The 16,639-nt window shown below is 67.0% G+C and carries 9 protein-coding genes and 1 pseudogene; all 10 read right to left on the bottom strand.

What is annotated here, in order from left to right; genetic code table 11:
* Positions 1-10: 10 nt before the first annotated feature.
* The 10 genes and pseudogenes from argH to EET10_RS13320 all read right to left on the bottom strand — a co-directional run bounded on the left by argH (position 11) and on the right by EET10_RS13320 (position 16,567).
* Positions 11-1,423: an argininosuccinate lyase gene (gene argH / locus EET10_RS13365; protein WP_036403382.1), complete on the bottom strand. Its 1,413-nt coding sequence runs from the start codon at positions 1,421-1,423 to the stop codon at positions 11-13.
* A 79-nt stretch (positions 1,424-1,502) separates the two neighbouring features.
* A complete protein-coding gene (locus EET10_RS13360; RefSeq protein WP_063467591.1) occupies positions 1,503-2,699 on the bottom strand; it encodes an argininosuccinate synthase in 1,197 nt (398 codons plus the stop codon).
* Between the two features lie 12 nt (positions 2,700-2,711).
* Entirely contained in the window at positions 2,712-3,215 is a 504-nt protein-coding gene (locus EET10_RS13355) for an arginine repressor (RefSeq protein ID WP_036403385.1), read from the bottom strand.
* Positions 3,212-4,138 (bottom strand): ornithine carbamoyltransferase, encoded by a 927-nt coding sequence (gene argF, locus EET10_RS13350; RefSeq protein WP_036403388.1) that lies wholly within the window; start codon positions 4,136-4,138, stop codon positions 3,212-3,214. The genes EET10_RS13355 and argF overlap by 4 nt, the downstream gene beginning before the upstream one ends.
* Positions 4,135-5,325: an acetylornithine transaminase gene (locus tag EET10_RS13345; RefSeq protein ID WP_281280024.1), complete on the bottom strand. Its 1,191-nt coding sequence runs from the start codon at positions 5,323-5,325 to the stop codon at positions 4,135-4,137. Before EET10_RS13345 ends, argF begins: the two co-directional genes overlap by 4 nt.
* Positions 5,322-6,203, bottom strand: coding sequence for an acetylglutamate kinase (gene argB, locus EET10_RS13340; RefSeq protein WP_036403393.1), 882 nt, complete (start codon positions 6,201-6,203; stop codon positions 5,322-5,324). Before argB ends, EET10_RS13345 begins: the two co-directional genes overlap by 4 nt.
* A gap of 49 nt (positions 6,204-6,252) precedes the next feature.
* Entirely contained in the window at positions 6,253-7,464 is a 1,212-nt protein-coding gene (argJ, locus tag EET10_RS13335) for a bifunctional glutamate N-acetyltransferase/amino-acid acetyltransferase ArgJ (protein ID WP_036403395.1), read from the bottom strand.
* Positions 7,461-8,520: pseudogene (gene argC / locus EET10_RS13330) on the bottom strand (N-acetyl-gamma-glutamyl-phosphate reductase). Before argC ends, argJ begins: the two are co-directional and overlap by 4 nt.
* 90 nt (positions 8,521-8,610) lie before the next feature.
* Positions 8,611-12,075, bottom strand: a complete 3,465-nt coding sequence (locus EET10_RS31650) for a PE family protein (RefSeq protein WP_425461689.1) — start codon at positions 12,073-12,075, stop codon at positions 8,611-8,613.
* Between the two features lie 1,252 nt (positions 12,076-13,327).
* Positions 13,328-16,567, bottom strand: a complete 3,240-nt coding sequence (locus EET10_RS13320; protein ID WP_099188357.1) for a PE family protein — start codon at positions 16,565-16,567, stop codon at positions 13,328-13,330.
* Positions 16,568-16,639: the final 72 nt, after the last annotated feature.

Genomic DNA, 16,639 nt, shown 5'->3' with positions numbered 1-16,639 from the left:
GCGGTTTCGCCTAGGGCGTTAATTTCCGGCGCAATCGGTCGGTGGCATTGTTCACGACGTTGAGTTGATCGGCCACCCGGCTCGGCGCGGTACCACCCCGGGCGTCGCGCGACGCCACCGAGCCCGCCACGGTCAAGACGTCGCGAACTCGCGGCGTCAGATCGGCGCTGATGGCGGCCAATTCGTCGTCGGTGAGTTCCGGCAGCCCGACCCCACGTGCTTCGGCGGCGCGTACCGTCGCGCCGGCGGTCTCATGCGCAGTGCGAAACGGAATACCTTGGCGCACGAGCCATTCCGCTATATCGGTGGCCAGCGTGTAGCCGGCCGGCGCCAGCGCGGCCATGCGCTCGACGTGAAAGCTCAAGGTGCCCACCAGGCCTGCCATCGCCGGCAGCAGCAGCTCCAGCTGAGCTACCGAGTCGAACACCGGCTCCTTGTCCTCCTGCAGGTCGCGGTTGTAGGCCAACGGCTGGGCCTTCAGCGTCGCCAGCAGTCCGGTGAGGTTGCCTATCAACCGCCCGGACTTGCCGCGGGCCAGTTCGGCGATGTCCGGGTTCTTTTTCTGCGGCATGATCGAGCTACCTGTGGACCAGGAATCGTGCAGCGTCACATAACCGAACTCCGTGGTGCTCCAGATGATGATGTCCTCGGCCAGCCGCGACAGGTCGACGGCGATCATGGCCAGCACGAACGCCGCCTCGGCGGCGAAATCCCGGGCGGCGGTCGCGTCGACGGAATTCTCGGCGGCGGCCGAGAAGCCCAGCTCCGCGGCGATCGCGTCCGGGTCCAGGCCGAGCGACGAGCCCGCCAATGCGCCCGAGCCGTACGGGGACACGGCCGCGCGTTTGTCGAAGTCGACGATCCTTTCCACGTCGCGCAGCAATGGATGAGCGTGAGCCAGCAGGTGGTGAGCCAGCAGGATCGGCTGGGCCGACTGCAGGTGTGTCTTGCCGGGCATGATCGCGCTCGGATGCGCGGCGGCCTGCTGGGCCAGGGCTTGCACCACGTCGAGCACACCGGCGGCCACCCGGCGCACCGCGTCGCGCAGCCACATCCGGAACAGCGTGGCGATCTGGTCGTTGCGCGACCGGCCGGCCCTCAGGCGGCCGCCCAGGTCCGGGCCGACCCGGTCGATCAAACCGCGCTCCAGCGCGGCATGCACGTCCTCGTCGGTGACCAGGGGGCCGAAGCTGCCGTCGGCGACGTCGTGGGCCAGGCTGTCCAGCCCCGCCAACAGCCCGTCGCGCTGCTCTTCGGTGAGCAGCCCCGCTTGGAAGAGCACCTTGGTGTGCGCCCGCGAGGCTGTGATGTCGTAGGGTGCCAGCACCCAGTCGAAGTGGGTGGACTTGCTCAACGCGGCCAGTGCGTCGGAGGGGCCGCCGGCGAACCGCCCGCCCCATAGCGACCCTTCGTTGGTGCTCACTTTTTCTCCGCGAGCAGCCGCAAAAGCCCCTCCACGCCCGGCGTGTCGGGGGCTTTTGTGTCTGCTCGCCAAGGGTGCGTCACCGGAGGTCCCGGCGGGCGGCGAGCTTGGACGACAGCCCGTGCACGTAGACGAAGCCCTTCGCGGCGGACTGGTCGAAGGTGTCGCCCTCGTCGTAGGTGGCCAGGTTGAAGTCGTAGAGAGATTCGGCGCTGCGCCGGCCGTTGACCGCGATGTGGCCGCCGTGCAACACCAGCCGGATCTCCCCGGACACGTGCTCCTGAGTCTTGGCGACGAAGCTTTCCAGCGCGATCTTCAGCGGCGAATACCACAGCCCGTCGTACACCAGCTCGGCCCAGCGCTGGTCGGTATGACGCTTGAACCGGCCCAACTCGCGCTCCAATGTCACATGTTCGAGTTCGGTGTGCGCGGTGATGAGGACCATCGCACCCGGCGCCTCGTAGATCTCGCGGCTCTTGATGCCGACCAACCGGTCTTCGACCACATCGAGCCGGCCGACACCTTGCGCACCGGCGCGGCGGTTGAGTTGTTCGATGGCCTGCAGCACCGATACCGATCGACCGTCGATCGACACCGGCACGCCTTGTTCGAATCCGACGATCACCTCGTCGGGGGTGTTCCAGTTGACCGTGGGGTCTTCGGTGTAGGCGTAGATGTCCTTGGTGGGGGCGTTCCACAAGTGCTCCAGGAAGCCGGTCTCCACCGCACGACCCCAGACGTTCTGGTCGATGGAAAACGGTGAGCGCTTCGTGACATTGATCGGGATGGCGTTTTCCTCGGCGAACGCGATCGCCTTCTCCCGGGTCCAGGCGTAGTCACGGACCGGCGCCAGTACCTCCAAATCCGGTGCCAGCGAAGCGAATCCGACTTCGAATCGGACCTGGTCGTTACCCTTGCCGGTGCAGCCGTGCGCGACGATGCCGCCGCCGTGCTCGCGTGCGGCCGCAACCAGGTGCTTGACGATCAACGGTCGGCTGATCGCCGACACCAGCGGGTAGCGGTCCATGTACAGGGCGTTGTTCAAGATCGTGGGCAGGCAGTAGCCCTCGGCGAACTCGTCGCGGGCATCGACGACGACGGCCTCCACGGCGCCGCAGTCCAGCGCCCGCTGCCGCACCACCTCCATGTCCTCGCCACCCTGACCGAGGTCGATCGCCACCGCCACGACCTCACGGCCGGTCTCCTTGCCGATCCAGCTGATGGCCACCGAGGTGTCCAGACCGCCCGAATATGCCAGGATGACGCGTTCTGACATGAACCAACTCCTTTATTTCAGGTTTTCCAAGGCCGAGGCCAGCTCGGCGCCGGTCATCGGCTCGCGGGCGGCTACGAACACGGTGTCATCGCCGGCGATGGTGCCGACGACGTAGGGTAGCGCCGCGCGATCGATGGCGCTGGCCAGGTAGTGAGCCCCGCCGGGCGGAGTGCGCAGCACGGCCAGGTTGGCGCTGGCGTCGGTGGACACCAGCAGCTCGCCAAGCAGCCGGGAAAGACGCCCGGTGCCGCCAGTGACCCCCCGCACCGGGCTGCCGTCTTCGGGCACGACGTAGACCCCGACCCCGCCGTCGGCGCCCCGCAGCTTGACCGCGCCGAGCTCTTCGAGGTCGCGCGACAGCGTGGCCTGGGTGACGTCGATGCCTTCGGCGGCGAGCAACCCCGCCAGTTCGCTTTGGCTGCTGACCGGTTGCGTCGACAGGATCGCCACGATGCGCGCCTGCCGTCCGGCTCGAGTGATTTCAGGTGCGGCCTTCGATCCGCCGTCGCGGGTCATTGCGACCGCTCCAACAGCCACACCAGCAGCGCTTTTTGGGCATGCAACCGGTTTTCGGCCTCGTCCCAAACCGCGCTGGCCGGGCCGTCCATCACCTCGTCGGTGATCTCGTCGCCGCGATGTGCCGGAAGACAATGCAGCACAACAGCTTCCGAGTCGGCCAGACCCAGTAGTCGCGCGTTGACCTGGAACGGGCGGAACGGTTTGACGCGATCCAACCCGTCGCCCTCCTGTCCCATCGACGTCCAGGTGTCGGTCACCAGGACGTCGGCGCCGGTGGCGGCGGTCTCAGCGTCGGCGGTCACCGTCACCGAGGCGCCGGTCGACTGAGCGCGCTTTTCGGCGGCGGCCAGCACTGACCGGTCTGGCAGGAAGCCTCCGGGTGTCGCGACGGTGACGTGAATACCTGCGGTGACCCCGCCGAGCAGCAACGAGTGGGCCATGTTGTTGGCGCCGTCGCCGAAGTAGCACAGACGCAGGCCGCGCAGTGACCCTTTGCGCTCGGCGATGGTCTGCAAATCGGCGAGCACCTGGCAGGGGTGGAACTCGTCGGAAAGCCCATTGATGACGGGCACCGTGGCGGCCCCGGCCATAGCGTCGAGGCGGTCTTGGCCGAACGTTCGCCAGACGATGGCATCGACGAAGCGGGACAACACTCTTGCGGTGTCCTGCAGAGTTTCGTCGCGGCCCAGCTGGGTGCTCTTGGCGTCGACGACGACGGCGTGCCCGCCAAGTTGCGCGATGCCCATCTCGAAGGAGAAGCGGGTGCGGGTGGAATTCTTGTCGAAGATGACCGCCACCCCGCGCGGCCCCTGCAACGGGCGGCGGCTGAACGGGTCCTTCTTCAGTTCCGCGGCAAGCTCGAGAACCTCGGCCTGCTCGGTGGGCGACAGGTCGTCGTCGCGCAGAAAATGTCTGGTCATGTCTGTGCTCCGGCGGTGTCGAGGATTCCAGGCAGTGCGGCCACGAAGCCGTCGAGCTGCTGTTCGCTGATGATCAGCGGCGGCGCCAGCCGGATCACGTCGGGCGCGGCGGCGTTGACCAGGTAACCGGCGTCGCGGGCGGCCGCCTCGACGGCTTTGGCGTACTCGCCCGTCAACACGATGCCCAGCAGTAACCCACGGCCGCGGACATGGTCGACGAGCGGGTGTCCCAGCGATTCGATGCCCTGCCTCAGCGTTTTGCCCAGCACATCGGCGCGGCGGACCAAATCGTCGGTCGCCAGCGTTCGAAGCACTGCCAGGGCCGCCGCGGTGCACACCGGGTTACCGCCGAAGGTGCTGCCGTGCAGGCCGGGGGTCATCAGTTCCGCGGCCGGCCCGACGGCCAGGCACGCCCCGATCGGCAGCCCACCCCCGAGACCCTTGGCCAGGGTCACCACGTCCGGGGTGATGCCGTCGTGCTGGTGGGCGTAAAAGGCGCCGGTGCGGCCCATTCCGGTTTGCACCTCGTCGAGCACCAGCAAGGCGCCGTGTCGTGAAGTGATGTCGCGGGCGGCCGCCAGGTAGCCCTCGGGCGGGACGACCACACCGCTCTCCCCCATGATCGGCTCGAGAAACACTGCGGCGGTGTCGTCGTCGACCGCGGCGGCCAATGCGTCGACGTCGCCGTAGGGGACGTGGGTGACGTAACCCGGTAGCGGCTGAAACGGCGCCTGCTTGGCGGGCTGCCCGGTGAGCGCCAGCGAACCCATCGTCCTGCCGTGGAAAGCCTCTTGGGCGGCAACCAGTTTCGTGCGGCCGGTGAGCCGGGACAGCTTGAATGCCAACTCGTTGGCCTCGGTTCCGGAGTTGCAGAAGAAGACTCGTGCTCGGGTTTCGGCGCCCAGCAGTGCCACCAGTTCTTCGGCCAGCGTGACCCCTGGTTCGGTGGCATACAGGTTGGAGGTGTGGCCCAGCGTTGAAAGCTGTTGGGTGACAGCATCGATGACCGCCGGGTGACGATGGCCCAGGACGTTGACCGCGATGCCGCCGAGCAGGTCGACGTAGGTGTTGCCGTCCACATCGGTCACCATGGCGCCGTCCCCGCTGGCCAGCGCTATCGGCGGGATGCCGTAGTTGTTCAGCATCACGGCCTGCCACCGTTGTTGCATGCTTTCGGTTTGTGTCACACACCCACCACCTTGGTGCCCGTGCCCTCGTTGGTGAACAGCTCCACCAACACACAGTGTTTGACCCGGCCGTCGATGACGTGTGCACTGGGCACGCCGCCGTCGACAGCTCGCAGACACGCCTCGATCTTGGGGATCATCCCCGCTTCCAGGGTGGGCAGCAGTTGCGCCAATGTGGCCGTGTCGATTTCGCTGACCAAGGAGTTGCGGTCGGGCCAGCGGGTGTACAGACCCTCGACATCGGTAAGCATCAGCAGCTTTTCGGCTCCCAGCGCTTGGGCCAATGCCGCTGCAGCCGTGTCGGCGTTGATGTTGTGCACCACACCGTCGGCGTCCGGCGCCAGCGTCGAGACCACCGGAATCCGCCGCGCACCAATGAGATCCACCACAGCATCCGTGTTCACCTTGTCGACGTCGCCGACCAGGCCGATGTCGGTGGCCACGCCGTCGACCGTGACGCTGCGCCGCACCGCGGTGAACAGTTGGGCATCCTCACCGGTGATCCCGACGGCGTAGGGACCGTGCGCGTTGATCAGGTTCACCAGCTCGCGGCCCACCTGACCGAACAGCACCATGCGTGCCACGTCGAGCACTTCCGGTGTGGTGACCCGGAATCCGCCCTTGAAGTCACCCTCGATGCCCAGCCGCCGCAGCATCGCGGTGATCTGCGGTCCCCCGCCGTGCACCACGACCGGATGGATTCCGCAGTTGCGCAGAAATGCCATGTCCGCGGCGAATGCCCGCCGCAGCGTGTCGTCGATCATCGCGTTGCCGCCGTACTTGATGACGATGACCTTGCCATGCAACTGTTTGAGCCAGGGCAGCGCTTCGGCGAGCACCTGCGCCTTGACCTGAGTGGGCAGTGCCTCAATCGTCATGAGCGCCGCTCCTCCTCATCGCTTCGCTCTGCATCGTCGCGGCCGCGGGTCATGAGCTGTAGGCCGAGTTCTCTTCGACATAGGCGTGCGACAGGTCGGTGGTCCGGATGGCGGCCTGCCCATCGCCGACATTTAAGTCGACGGTAATGTCGATGTCGGCACCTGACAGGTCGACCTCGCGTGCTCCCGGAACACCGACGCCGTCAACACAGACGGCTGCTCCGTTGAACGACACACTGATTCGATTGGGGTCTAGAGTGACCGGTGCCATCCCGACGGCGGCCAACACCCGGCCCCAGTTCGGATCGGATCCGAACAGCGCCGTCTTGACCAGGCTGTCGCGAGCGATCACCCGAGCGGCGGTCAACGCGTCGTCGTCGCTGGTTGCTCCTCTTACCGTTACGGTGACGCGTTTGGTGACGCCTTCGGCGTCGGCTTGCATTTGAGCGCACAGATCATCGCAGACCCGCAGCACCGCATCATCGAGGTCGGCTTGCGACGGCGCGAATTCGCTGGCCCCCGAAGCCAGCAACAGCACCGTGTCGTTGGTGGAACAGCTGCCGTCGATGTCGAGCCGATCAAAGGTGCGGGCGGTGGCTCGGCGCAGCGCGTGATCGAGTGCCGCAGGCTCGGCGACCGCGTCGGTGGTCAGCACACACAGCATGGTGGCCAACGATGGCGCCAGCATGCCCGCACCCTTGGCCATCCCGCCGACCGTCCACTTCTGATGGTGCAGCGCAACCTGTTTGGGAACGGTGTCGGTGGTCATGATGGCGTGTGCGGCGTCGTCGCCGCCGGTCAGCCCGCCGTGCATCTCGTGCACGATGTCCCGAACGCCGTTGAGTACCTTGTCCATCGGCAACCGGTCGCCGATCAGGCCGGTGGAGCAGACGGCGACCTCGATGGCTCCGGTCTCGGTTCCCCAGTCCGACAGCGCGGCGGCGACCGCTTCGGCGGTGGCATGGGTGTCCTGAAAGCCGCCCGGCCCGGTGCAGGCGTTGGCGCCGCCGGAGTTGAGGATCACCGCGCGCAACTGGCCGGTGGTCAGCATCTGCTGGGTCCACAACACCGGCGCGGCCTTGACCTTGTTTCGGGTGAAGACGCCTGCGGCGGCATAGTCGGGGCCTTCGTTGAAGACCAGCGCGAGGTCGGGCCCGCCGGAAGCTTTGATCCCAGCGGCGATGCCTGCGGCCCGGAAGCCGGCCGGTGCGGTGACCCCTTGAGCCCGCAGTAACCTTGTGGCGGTTGGTGTTTCGGTCATGGCGCCACTCCCACGACCGAAAGTCCTTCGGTTTCCGGCCAGCCCAGCGCCAGGTTCATCGATTGGATCGCCGCACCGGCCGTTCCTTTGACCAGGTTGTCGATCGCAGCCAGCGCGACCAGCGTCTGGGCTTCCTCGTCCACGGCGACGGCGATGTGCGCAGCGTTGCTGCCGATCACCGCACCCGTGCGGGGTAGTTGACCCTCAGGTAGCAGATGGACGAATGGTTCAGCTTCGTAAGCCTTTTCGTACGCCGACCGCAATTGCGTCAGGGGTGCGCGGCTGCGAGCGGTGCAGGTGGCTAAGATGCCGCGCGAGGTTGGTATGAGGACCGGAGTGAACGACACCGTGACGTCACGGTCGGTCACCGCACGCAGCCCCTGCGCGATTTCCGGGGTGTGCCGGTGGGCGCCGGCGATGTTATAGGCCCGAGCCGACCCGATGACTTCCGATCCGAGCAGGTCCGTGGTGGCCGCGCGGCCCGCGCCGGAGGTGCCGCTGACGGCGACGACGGTCACGGCAGGCTCGATCAGGTCGTCGGCCATGGCGGGCAGGAGCGCCAGCAACGCGGCGGTTGGATAACACCCGGGAACGGCGATGCGGCGTGCGCTCCTCAGCCGTTCCCGCGCACCCGGCAACTCGGGTAGACCGTAGGGCCAGCTCCCGGCGTGCGGGGATCCGTAGAACCGCTCCCAGGCCGCCGCGTCCGTAAGCCGGAAGTCCGCACCGCAGTCGATGATGAGGGTCTCCGGCCCGAGTTGAGCGGCCAGCGCCGCCGAATACCCGTGCGGCAGAGCAAGGAACACCACGTCGTGGTCGGCGAGCACGCTGCGCTCCGTGGGTTCGAGAATTCGTTCAGCCAACGGCACCAGGTGCGGGTGATGCTCGTCGAGCGCGCTGCCTGCGCTGCCCGCGGCGGTCAACGCTCCGATCGTCAACCGGCCGGCGATGTAGGCTGGATGCCCGAGCAACAAGCGTAGGATCTCACCGCCCGCGTAGCCGCTGGCACCGGCAACCGCCACCTTTGTCACATCGGCCATTCAGCCGATTCTGCATGGTTATGCAGATGTTTGCAAATCCATTCTGGCGTGCGTCGGCTGGGCGTTGTTGCCGCCACGGTTGGAGGCGTACCACGACGCCGTCGGGCTACCCTGCACCGACCTCAACACCGAGGCTCGCGCTCAACGCCGCTTGGATGGCGAGTTGGAGGTTGGCCAGGGCAGCGCCGATATTGGCAACGAGTCCAAGAGATGCATTGTCCAAAGCCGTCAGAATTACCCCACCGGTCTGGGCGAGTCCGGCGGTGGCGTTGGCGATACCTGCGGCAAACGTCAGACCGACTTGGGACAGCCCCGGAAACCCGACGCCGAAGGTTGCCTCGACGGCGCCGCCCAGCGCACCGCCGATCTGAGCCGCGGCATTCTCCCAAATGGCCGCGAGCGCTTCACCCGTCTGCAGTAGTCCGGAAGCGCCTGCACCGAAACTGCCGGCGAGCAATTGGCCCGTGCCGATGAGACCCGACAGCCCAGCACCCAGACCACCCGCCAGAGTTCCGCCGGTCTGTACCAGCCCCGATCCCAATGCGGACAACGCGCCGTTCACGCTCGTCGCCAAGGCCGCGCTGAGTTCCGCCGATAGGCTGCCGCTCAAGCCCGCCGACAGGGCCGCGGATAGCCTCGCCGCCAGCTCCGGCAAGCTTCCACCGAACGCTACTCCCAGGCTGCCGAACAGATTCTGTCCGGTTTGAATCACTCCGTGGAGCCCGCCGTTGAGCGCGGCCACCACTTGCGGGAAGGATCCAACCAGGCTGGCCTGCAACATTGCGCTCAGTTGCGCAGCCAACGCCGGAGCATTGAAGCCGCCCGCCAAGCTGGCCACGAACGTCTCGCCGGTTTGAATCAGGGCATTCAACCCGCCACCGAAATTGCCGGCCAAGCTGGTCGCCAACGACTGGCCGGTCTGTATCAGCCCGTACAACCCACCATTGAGCGCGGCCACCACTTGCGGCAACGATCCACCCAGGCTGGCCTGCAACATCGCACCGAGCCGCGCGACCAACACCGGAGCACTCAACCCACCGGTCAAACTCGCCACGAACGTCTGGCCCAGCTCCACCAACCCGCGCAACCCACCATTGAGCGCGGCCACCACTTGCGGCAACGATCCACCCAGGCTGGCCTGCAATATCGCACCGAGCCGCGCGACCAATGCCGGAGCGTTGAAGCCAGCGGTCAGGGTCGCCACGAACGTCTGGCCCAGCTCCACCAACCCGCGCAACCCACCATTGAGCGCGGCCACCACCGCCGGGGCATTAACCACCGCGCTCAACGCCGCCGTGAAGCGCTGCCCCACCTCCACCAACCCGTACAACCCACCATTGAGCGCGGCCACCACTTGCGGCAACGATCCACCCAGGCTGGCCTGCAACATCGCACCGAGCCGCGCGACCAACACCGGAGCACTCAACCCACCGGTCAAACTCGCCACGAACGTCTGGCCCAGCTCCACCAACCCGCGCAACCCACCATTGAGCGCGGCCACCACTTGCGGCAACGATCCACCCAGGCTGGCCTGCAATATCGCACCGAGCCGCGCGACCAATGCCGGAGCGTTGAAGCCAGCGGTCAGGGTCGCCACGAACGTCTGGCCCAGCTCCACCAACCCGCGCAACCCACCATTGAGCGCGGCCACCACCGCCGGGGCATTAACCACCGCGCTCAACGCCGCCGTGAAGCGCTGCCCCACCTCCACCAACCCGTACAACCCACCATTGAGCGCGGCCACCACTTGCGGCAACGATCCACCCAGGCTGGCCTGCAACATCGCACCGAGCCGCGCGACCAACACCGGAGCACTCAACCCACCGGTCAAACTCGCCACGAACGTCTGGCCCAGCTCCACCAACCCGCGCAACCCACCATTGAGCGCGGCCACCACCGCCGGGGCATTAACCACCGCGCTCAACGCCGCCGTGAAGCGCTGCCCCACCTCCACCAACCCGTACAACCCACCATTGAGCGCGGCCACCACTTGCGGCAACGATCCACCCAGGCTGGCCTGCAACATCGCACCGAGCCGCGCGACCAACACCGGAGCACTCAACCCACCGGTCAAACTCGCCACGAACGTCTGGCCCAGCTCCACCAACCCGCGCAACCCACCATTGAGCGCGGCCACCACCGCCGGGGCATTAACCACCGCGCTCAATGCCGCCGTGAAGCGCTGCCCCACCTCCACCAACCCGTACAACCCACCATTGAGCGCGGCCACCACTTGCGGCAACGATCCACCCAGGCTGGCCTGCAACATCGCACCGAGCCGCGCGACCAACACCGGAGCACTCAACCCACCGGTCAAACTCGCCACGAACGTCTGGCCCAGCTCCACCAACCCGCGCAACCCACCATTGAGCGCGGCCACCACCGCCGGGGCATTAACCACCGCGCTCAATGCCGCCGTGAAGCGCTGCCCCAGCTCCACCAACCCGTACAACCCACCATTGAGCGCGGCCACCACTTGCGGCAACGATCCACCCAGGCTGGCCTGCAACATCGCACCGAGCCGCGCGACCAACACCGGAGCACTCAACCCACCGGTCAAACTCGCCACAAGACTCTCACCCGTTTGAATCAATGCATTCAGGCCACCACCGAAGCCGCCCGCCAAGTTGGTCGCCAGCGACTGACCCATCTGAAGCAACCCCGACACACCACCGTTGACCGCCGCCACCAACGTCGGCAACGTCCCACCTAGAGTCGCCGAAAAGGCAGTATTGAGGTGGGCGGCAATCTCAGGCAGATTGCCACCGAAGCTGGCCAATAGGGTTCCGCCCGTTTGGACGAGCCCACTAAGCCCGCTGCTAAAGCCTATGAGCACGTTCCCAGTCAGGGTTTGACCCGTGTGGATCAGTCCGGTCAAGCCACCGTTGAATGCCGTGATCAGCTCCGGTAGGCCGATGTCGAGGCTGCCTGACAGCGACGCGCCGAGTTGAGCGCTCAACGAACCGCCCAACGTCATTGCCTGTGTCAGGGCGGCACTTGCCTGGGCGCTCAACCCAGCGCCGACGCCCGACATAAGGACGCCGAAATTCTGCAGGGAGTGGCCGGCCGCCACGATGACTTCGCCCGTCTGGACCAATCCCGCGCCGATACCGGACACGATGGCTCCTCCGGTCTGCAGGGCAAGACCGGAAGCTCCGGCGCCGAACGCGGTCGCGAGCGAGTTGGCAGCCTGGAGAGCCAGTTCACCGTTGAAGGCAGCGGTCAGACCGCCGTTGAGGCTGCCGCCCACTGCAGCAGCCGCATTTTGGCTGGTGAGGACTTTGACAGCATTCGCTACCTCGGCTTCGACGTATGAAGACGCAGCGCCGTTCAGCAGCTTGACGAAGTCTGCATGAAACGCCGACGCCTGGGCACTGATGGCTTGGTACTCCTGACCGAAAGTGCCGAATAGTGCTGCGATTGCAGCTGATACCTCATCTTCGCCCGCCGCCGCCAACGCAGTAGTGGGAGCCGCCGCTGCTGCGGTGGCCTCTTCCAGCGCCAGGCGAATACCTGCGAGATCCTGGGCTGCCGCCTGGACAACCGCAGGCACAGCGTTCACAAATGACATGCTCATCGCCCCCACAACATGAACGGTATGACCCAATGAGACCCGACCTCATCGGCAAAAAGAAACGTAATCCGCTGGGGCACAACGACAACGGAAAACGATCGTTTTCAGTTGATCGGGTCGAACTTATCTACGTGATTAGCGGCGAAGTAACACTTGACCGAAGGAGTTCAACTCCACTCGGGGCAGCGACCCGGCTGGGTCCGGCGCGGGACTGTAGTACACGACGCCATTTCACACAGCGAACTTGTTGCGCCATAGCAAATTTCGATGGCTTGTCAGGCGACTTGCCGACACGCGGCGACAGCAATCGGCCGCGCCCTCGATGCCCGCCCACCAGCAGCCTTGCCCATCGTGACCGATTCACGTTATTGTCCTGTTGTACAACAACGCATTTGAGCGCTACGACAGCGCTCACCATGCATTCAAAAGCCAGTCGTTGTCGGATCGCTCATCATCGTCGCAAGCCTGACTGGCGAAAGGCGTTCGGCGGGCACCGCTTCCAGCGAGTGAGCACTTGAGGCAGTGATAACGCCATCTCGTTAGCTGCAGTCAGGGCCGGCGCCGAATGTTCAGATTGCAAGGCCGCTGGCCTTACCCGGTGTTATGCCGCCGCGAGCACCAGGCAATCACGTCACCGGAGACATGCCGAGCGGTTAGTGCGGTTTGCCAAATCTGCCTAAACCGCGGTCATTAGCTTACGAATTGGTCGAGGCAAATCACCCACGCCCTGGCACGACAGGAAGCGCAAGCCGGCGCGTCAAAGCCGAAAGTCACACAAACCCGTGGGAAGCCACACATATCCCCGCCGAGAGATTGGTTTGATTATGAATTCATTTTTGGTGATCGGACGCTCCCACCGACGTGGACCGAATACGGACACAACAGGCTTAGGTTCTCGCTTGCCGCCGCATGGCCCCGCCACACTAATTCGCGCCGATACGGCCAGTCTCCGAGCGCCGCAACTTGGCGCTCCAGCGATTACTCATCGTCGTTGCAACGATCCCTAAGCCCTCCGCTCATCACGACAACGTCGGACGTCTCGACGTGGGCCGAACCATCCACGACACGATCGAGCGGGATCCCGCGAGGCTGGACCCGACAGCGCCATCACCGCCGCCACCACGCACGGCCCGAGCGGATGATGCTGAACGGCTGGCCCGCCGGCACCTGCGTGCGACCGGTCAGCGCGGATCGCGAGCACCTGGCGAAATTCCCTCTATAGCTCTCCGCGCGAAGCACAGCTCCCCAACTACGCCCCAATCGCGTTCGCGAGCTGTTGGGGCCAATAGTTCAGCAGAGCGGGAACGATGCCGCCGATCTCCGTGCCGTTGGTTGTGACGTTGAGCATGCCGCCGCTGAGCGGGTTCGGCGCAATAGCCGTGATGCGCTCGAGGGGATGCAGGATCCCGTTGAAGGGGACGTTGTTCTGCAGCGTGATCGTTTGCGGCACGACGCCGATCAGCGGGACCACGAACGGAACCGTCAACGTCAGCGGCGTGGGCAGCACGTATTGGCCATTGAGGAAGCCGTCTGCGATGACGGCGGGTGCGTCTACCAATGCGGTCAAAGCCAGCGGTATGTTCCCGGCCTGCACGGCTTGGGAAAATGCCGTGGCACTTTTTCCGGCTGCGGCGGCTGTCGAGAACGCCGGGCCTACCAGCTCAAGCCCTAATGCCACCGGGAACCCGAGGGTCTGGGTGGGAGCCAAGAAATTGGTGACATCCACCGATATGGTCGGGTCGGTAAGCAGCTTGACCACGGTGGCGAAGTTCTGCGCCGACTCTCCGGGGATGGTCAGGATCGGTAGCAGATCTCCGAGGGCACCATTGACGACCGCGGTGAGTTGCGGGAAGTTGCCGGTCACGGTGAACAGGCTGGAGGTATCGACGAAGAGGCCGAACACGCCGGTCGCCACCTGCTGCACTGCACCGCTGACGTTGCCCGCCAGAAGGTCGGAGAAAGCCGCCATCAGGTGTTGGGGCAACTTATACAAATTGCTGTTGAAGTCGGTGACCGCGGCGCTGAGCGACTGGCCGGTCAGCTGGATGTAGCCCTCCACGTTATTGGCGATCTGGCTCAGGAAAGGCGCTGGACTGCCAGCAGAGGCGGCGCTCGTGCTGGCAAGATTCACAGCCGTATTCGCCACGAAGGCTTCATACGCGTTGGTGGTGCTCGGCGGCGGGGCCACCCCCCCGGCTAGACCGGGACTGCCCAGCTGTCCGGGCGTGCCGCCGGTACCGTTCGTGCCGCCGTTGATGCCGCTGCCGCCATTGCCGCCGTTTCCGATCACCGTGGTGGCGGCGTTGCCACCATTGCCGCCGCTGGCAGGCGTAATCAAGTTGAGAGGGGAATTGCCGGAATTGCCGCCGTTGCCGCCGGCGCCGACAAGGCCCATGGCATTGCCACCGTTCCCGCCGCTGCCGGCACCCGCGAGCGCGGCAAAGGTTGAGCCGCCGAGGCCGCCGTTGCCGCCGCTGCCGATGGACGTGGCGTTGCCGCCGTTACCGCCGGCCCCGCCGGCGCCGGTGCCGTTGACGCTGCCGCCGTCGCCGCCGGTCCCACCGTTGCCGAACCACCCGGCGGTGCCGCCGTGGCCGCCGGCCCCGCCGCTGCCGCCGGCGCCCCCTTGAGCGGCCGCGGAGCCGCCGCCGGCACCCCCGGTCCCGCCATTGCCGATGCCGAAGGCGTTGCCTCCAGCCCCACCGGCCCCGCCGGTCCCGCTGACGGTCGCACCGTTACCGCCGACGCCACCGGCACCGCCGTTGCCGTACGACGAGCCGCCGTTGCCACCGGCACCCCCGGCTCCACCGGCCCCGGCTCCGGCCGAGCCGACCGCGCCATTCCCGCCGGCACCTCCGGCCCCGCCGGCGCCGGCGAGGCTGACGCTGCCGCCCTGGCCGCCGTCACCGCCGGCCCCGGTAGTGGCGCCCGCGTTGCCGCCGTCACCGCCAGCGCCGCCCGATCCGACGTTGGCGCTGCCGCCGTTACCGCCGGCACCGCCGGCGCCGCTGGTCCCGCCGACTCCGCCGGCCCCGCCGGCCCCGCCGTCACCCATCCCGAGGCCGGCGCCGCCGTTACCGCCCGCACCGCCGGCGCCCTTGCCGAGGCCGGCGCTGCCGTCACCGCCGGCACCGCCGTCGCCAAACCACGATCCGCCGTTGCCGCCGCTGCCGCCGGCCCCACCGGTGACGTTGCCGTTGTAAGTCAGCCCGCCGGTGCCGCCGATACCGCCGTCGCCCCACAGCCTGGCATTACCGCCGTTGCCGCCGGCCCCGACGGTTCCATTGAAGAGAACAGCAAGATTGTTGCCGCCGACGCCACCGTTGCCGCCGGCGCCGATCAGCCCGCCGGTGCCGCCATTGCCGCCGGTACCGGCTGTTCCCGCCGCTAGAACCCCACCAAGAGTGTCGCCGCCGGCTCCGCCGCCGCCGCCGTTGCCGAACACACCGCCGATGCCGCCTGTGCCGCCGCCGCCAGCGAGACCTCTGGTCGAGCTGCCGCCCGCCCCGCCGACACCACCGCTGCCAAACAGCGACCCGCCATTGCCGCCCACACCGCCCGCACCGCTGGTACCACCGCTGGTCCCGGCGACGTTGTTCGTGGAGTTCCCGCCCTGCCCACCGGCGCCGCCGGTACCGAAGTACTGGGAGTTGCCGCCGGCACCGCCGGTTCCGCCGGTCCCGGTCGTGACGCTCCCGCCGGCACCACCGTCGCCACCACCGACACCGAACACACCGCCGTCGCCGCCGGCGCCGCCGTTGCCGCCAAGTCCGGTGGTGGCGGAGCCGCCGGCGCCACCCGCACCGCCGTAGCCGAGCAACCCGGCATTGCCGCCGACCCCGCCGATACCGCCGTGGGCGTTGTTGACCGTCGTGCTCCCGCCGGCCCCACCAACACCGCCGTTGCCGTAAAGCCACCCGCCCGCACCACCGGCGCCGCCGGTCCCGCCGGCGGTGGCGGCCGTGCCCGGCCCGCCGCTCCCACCCTTACCGCCATTGCCCAGCAAGCCCGCGGCCCCACCCGCCCCGCCAGTGGCTCCGGTGTTGGTGCTATCGCCACCGTTGCCGCCGTTGCCCAAGAGCCACCCACCAGGACCGCCGCTAGTACCGACGGGTCCGCTGGTCCCGTCGGTGCCGTTACCGATCAGTGGGCGCCCGGTCAATGCCAGGAAGGGCTGGTTGATCAGGTCGATCAGGTTCTGCTGGACGTTGGCGGCCTCGGCACCGGCATAGGCGGCCGCACCCGACGTGAGGGTCTGCACAAACTGGGAGTGAAAAGCCACGACCTGGGTGCTCAGCGCCTGGTAGTCCGCCGCGTGCTGGGAAAACAGCGACGCAATAGTCGCCGACACCTCGTCGGCACCCGCTGCCAGCAGCCCCGTGGTTGGCACTGCCGCCGCCGCGTTGGCCGAGCTGATCGTCGAGCCGATGCTCGCCAAATCCGTTGCCGCTGAAGCCACCATCTCCGGCATCGCGATCACAAACGACATCCGACAACCTCCACTTCGCGTCCCGAATCAAGCTGTCGTCGCGTCGCGACGGCCGGTGAAAGCAGATGGTAG

It is taken from the genome of Mycobacterium pseudokansasii, assembly GCF_900566075.1.
In the GTDB taxonomy this organism is placed as follows: domain Bacteria; phylum Actinomycetota; class Actinomycetes; order Mycobacteriales; family Mycobacteriaceae; genus Mycobacterium; species Mycobacterium pseudokansasii.
This window is presented reverse-complemented; position numbering and strand designations above follow the sequence as displayed.

Coding starts and splice junctions, on each gene's coding strand:
- argF (WP_036403388.1), bottom strand. CDS start 4,138: ATGACCAGACATTTTCTGCGCGACGACGACCTGTCGCCCACCGAGCAG.
- EET10_RS13320 (WP_099188357.1), bottom strand. CDS start 16,567: ATGTCGTTTGTGATCGCGATGCCGGAGATGGTGGCTTCAGCGGCAACG.
- argJ (WP_036403395.1), bottom strand. CDS start 7,464: ATGACCGAAACACCAACCGCCACAAGGTTACTGCGGGCTCAAGGGGTC.
- EET10_RS13355 (WP_036403385.1), bottom strand. CDS start 3,215: ATGACCCGCGACGGCGGATCGAAGGCCGCACCTGAAATCACTCGAGCC.
- argB (WP_036403393.1), bottom strand. CDS start 6,203: ATGACGATTGAGGCACTGCCCACTCAGGTCAAGGCGCAGGTGCTCGCC.
- EET10_RS13360 (WP_063467591.1), bottom strand. CDS start 2,699: ATGTCAGAACGCGTCATCCTGGCATATTCGGGCGGTCTGGACACCTCG.
- EET10_RS31650 (WP_425461689.1), bottom strand. CDS start 12,075: ATGTCATTTGTGAACGCTGTGCCTGCGGTTGTCCAGGCGGCAGCCCAG.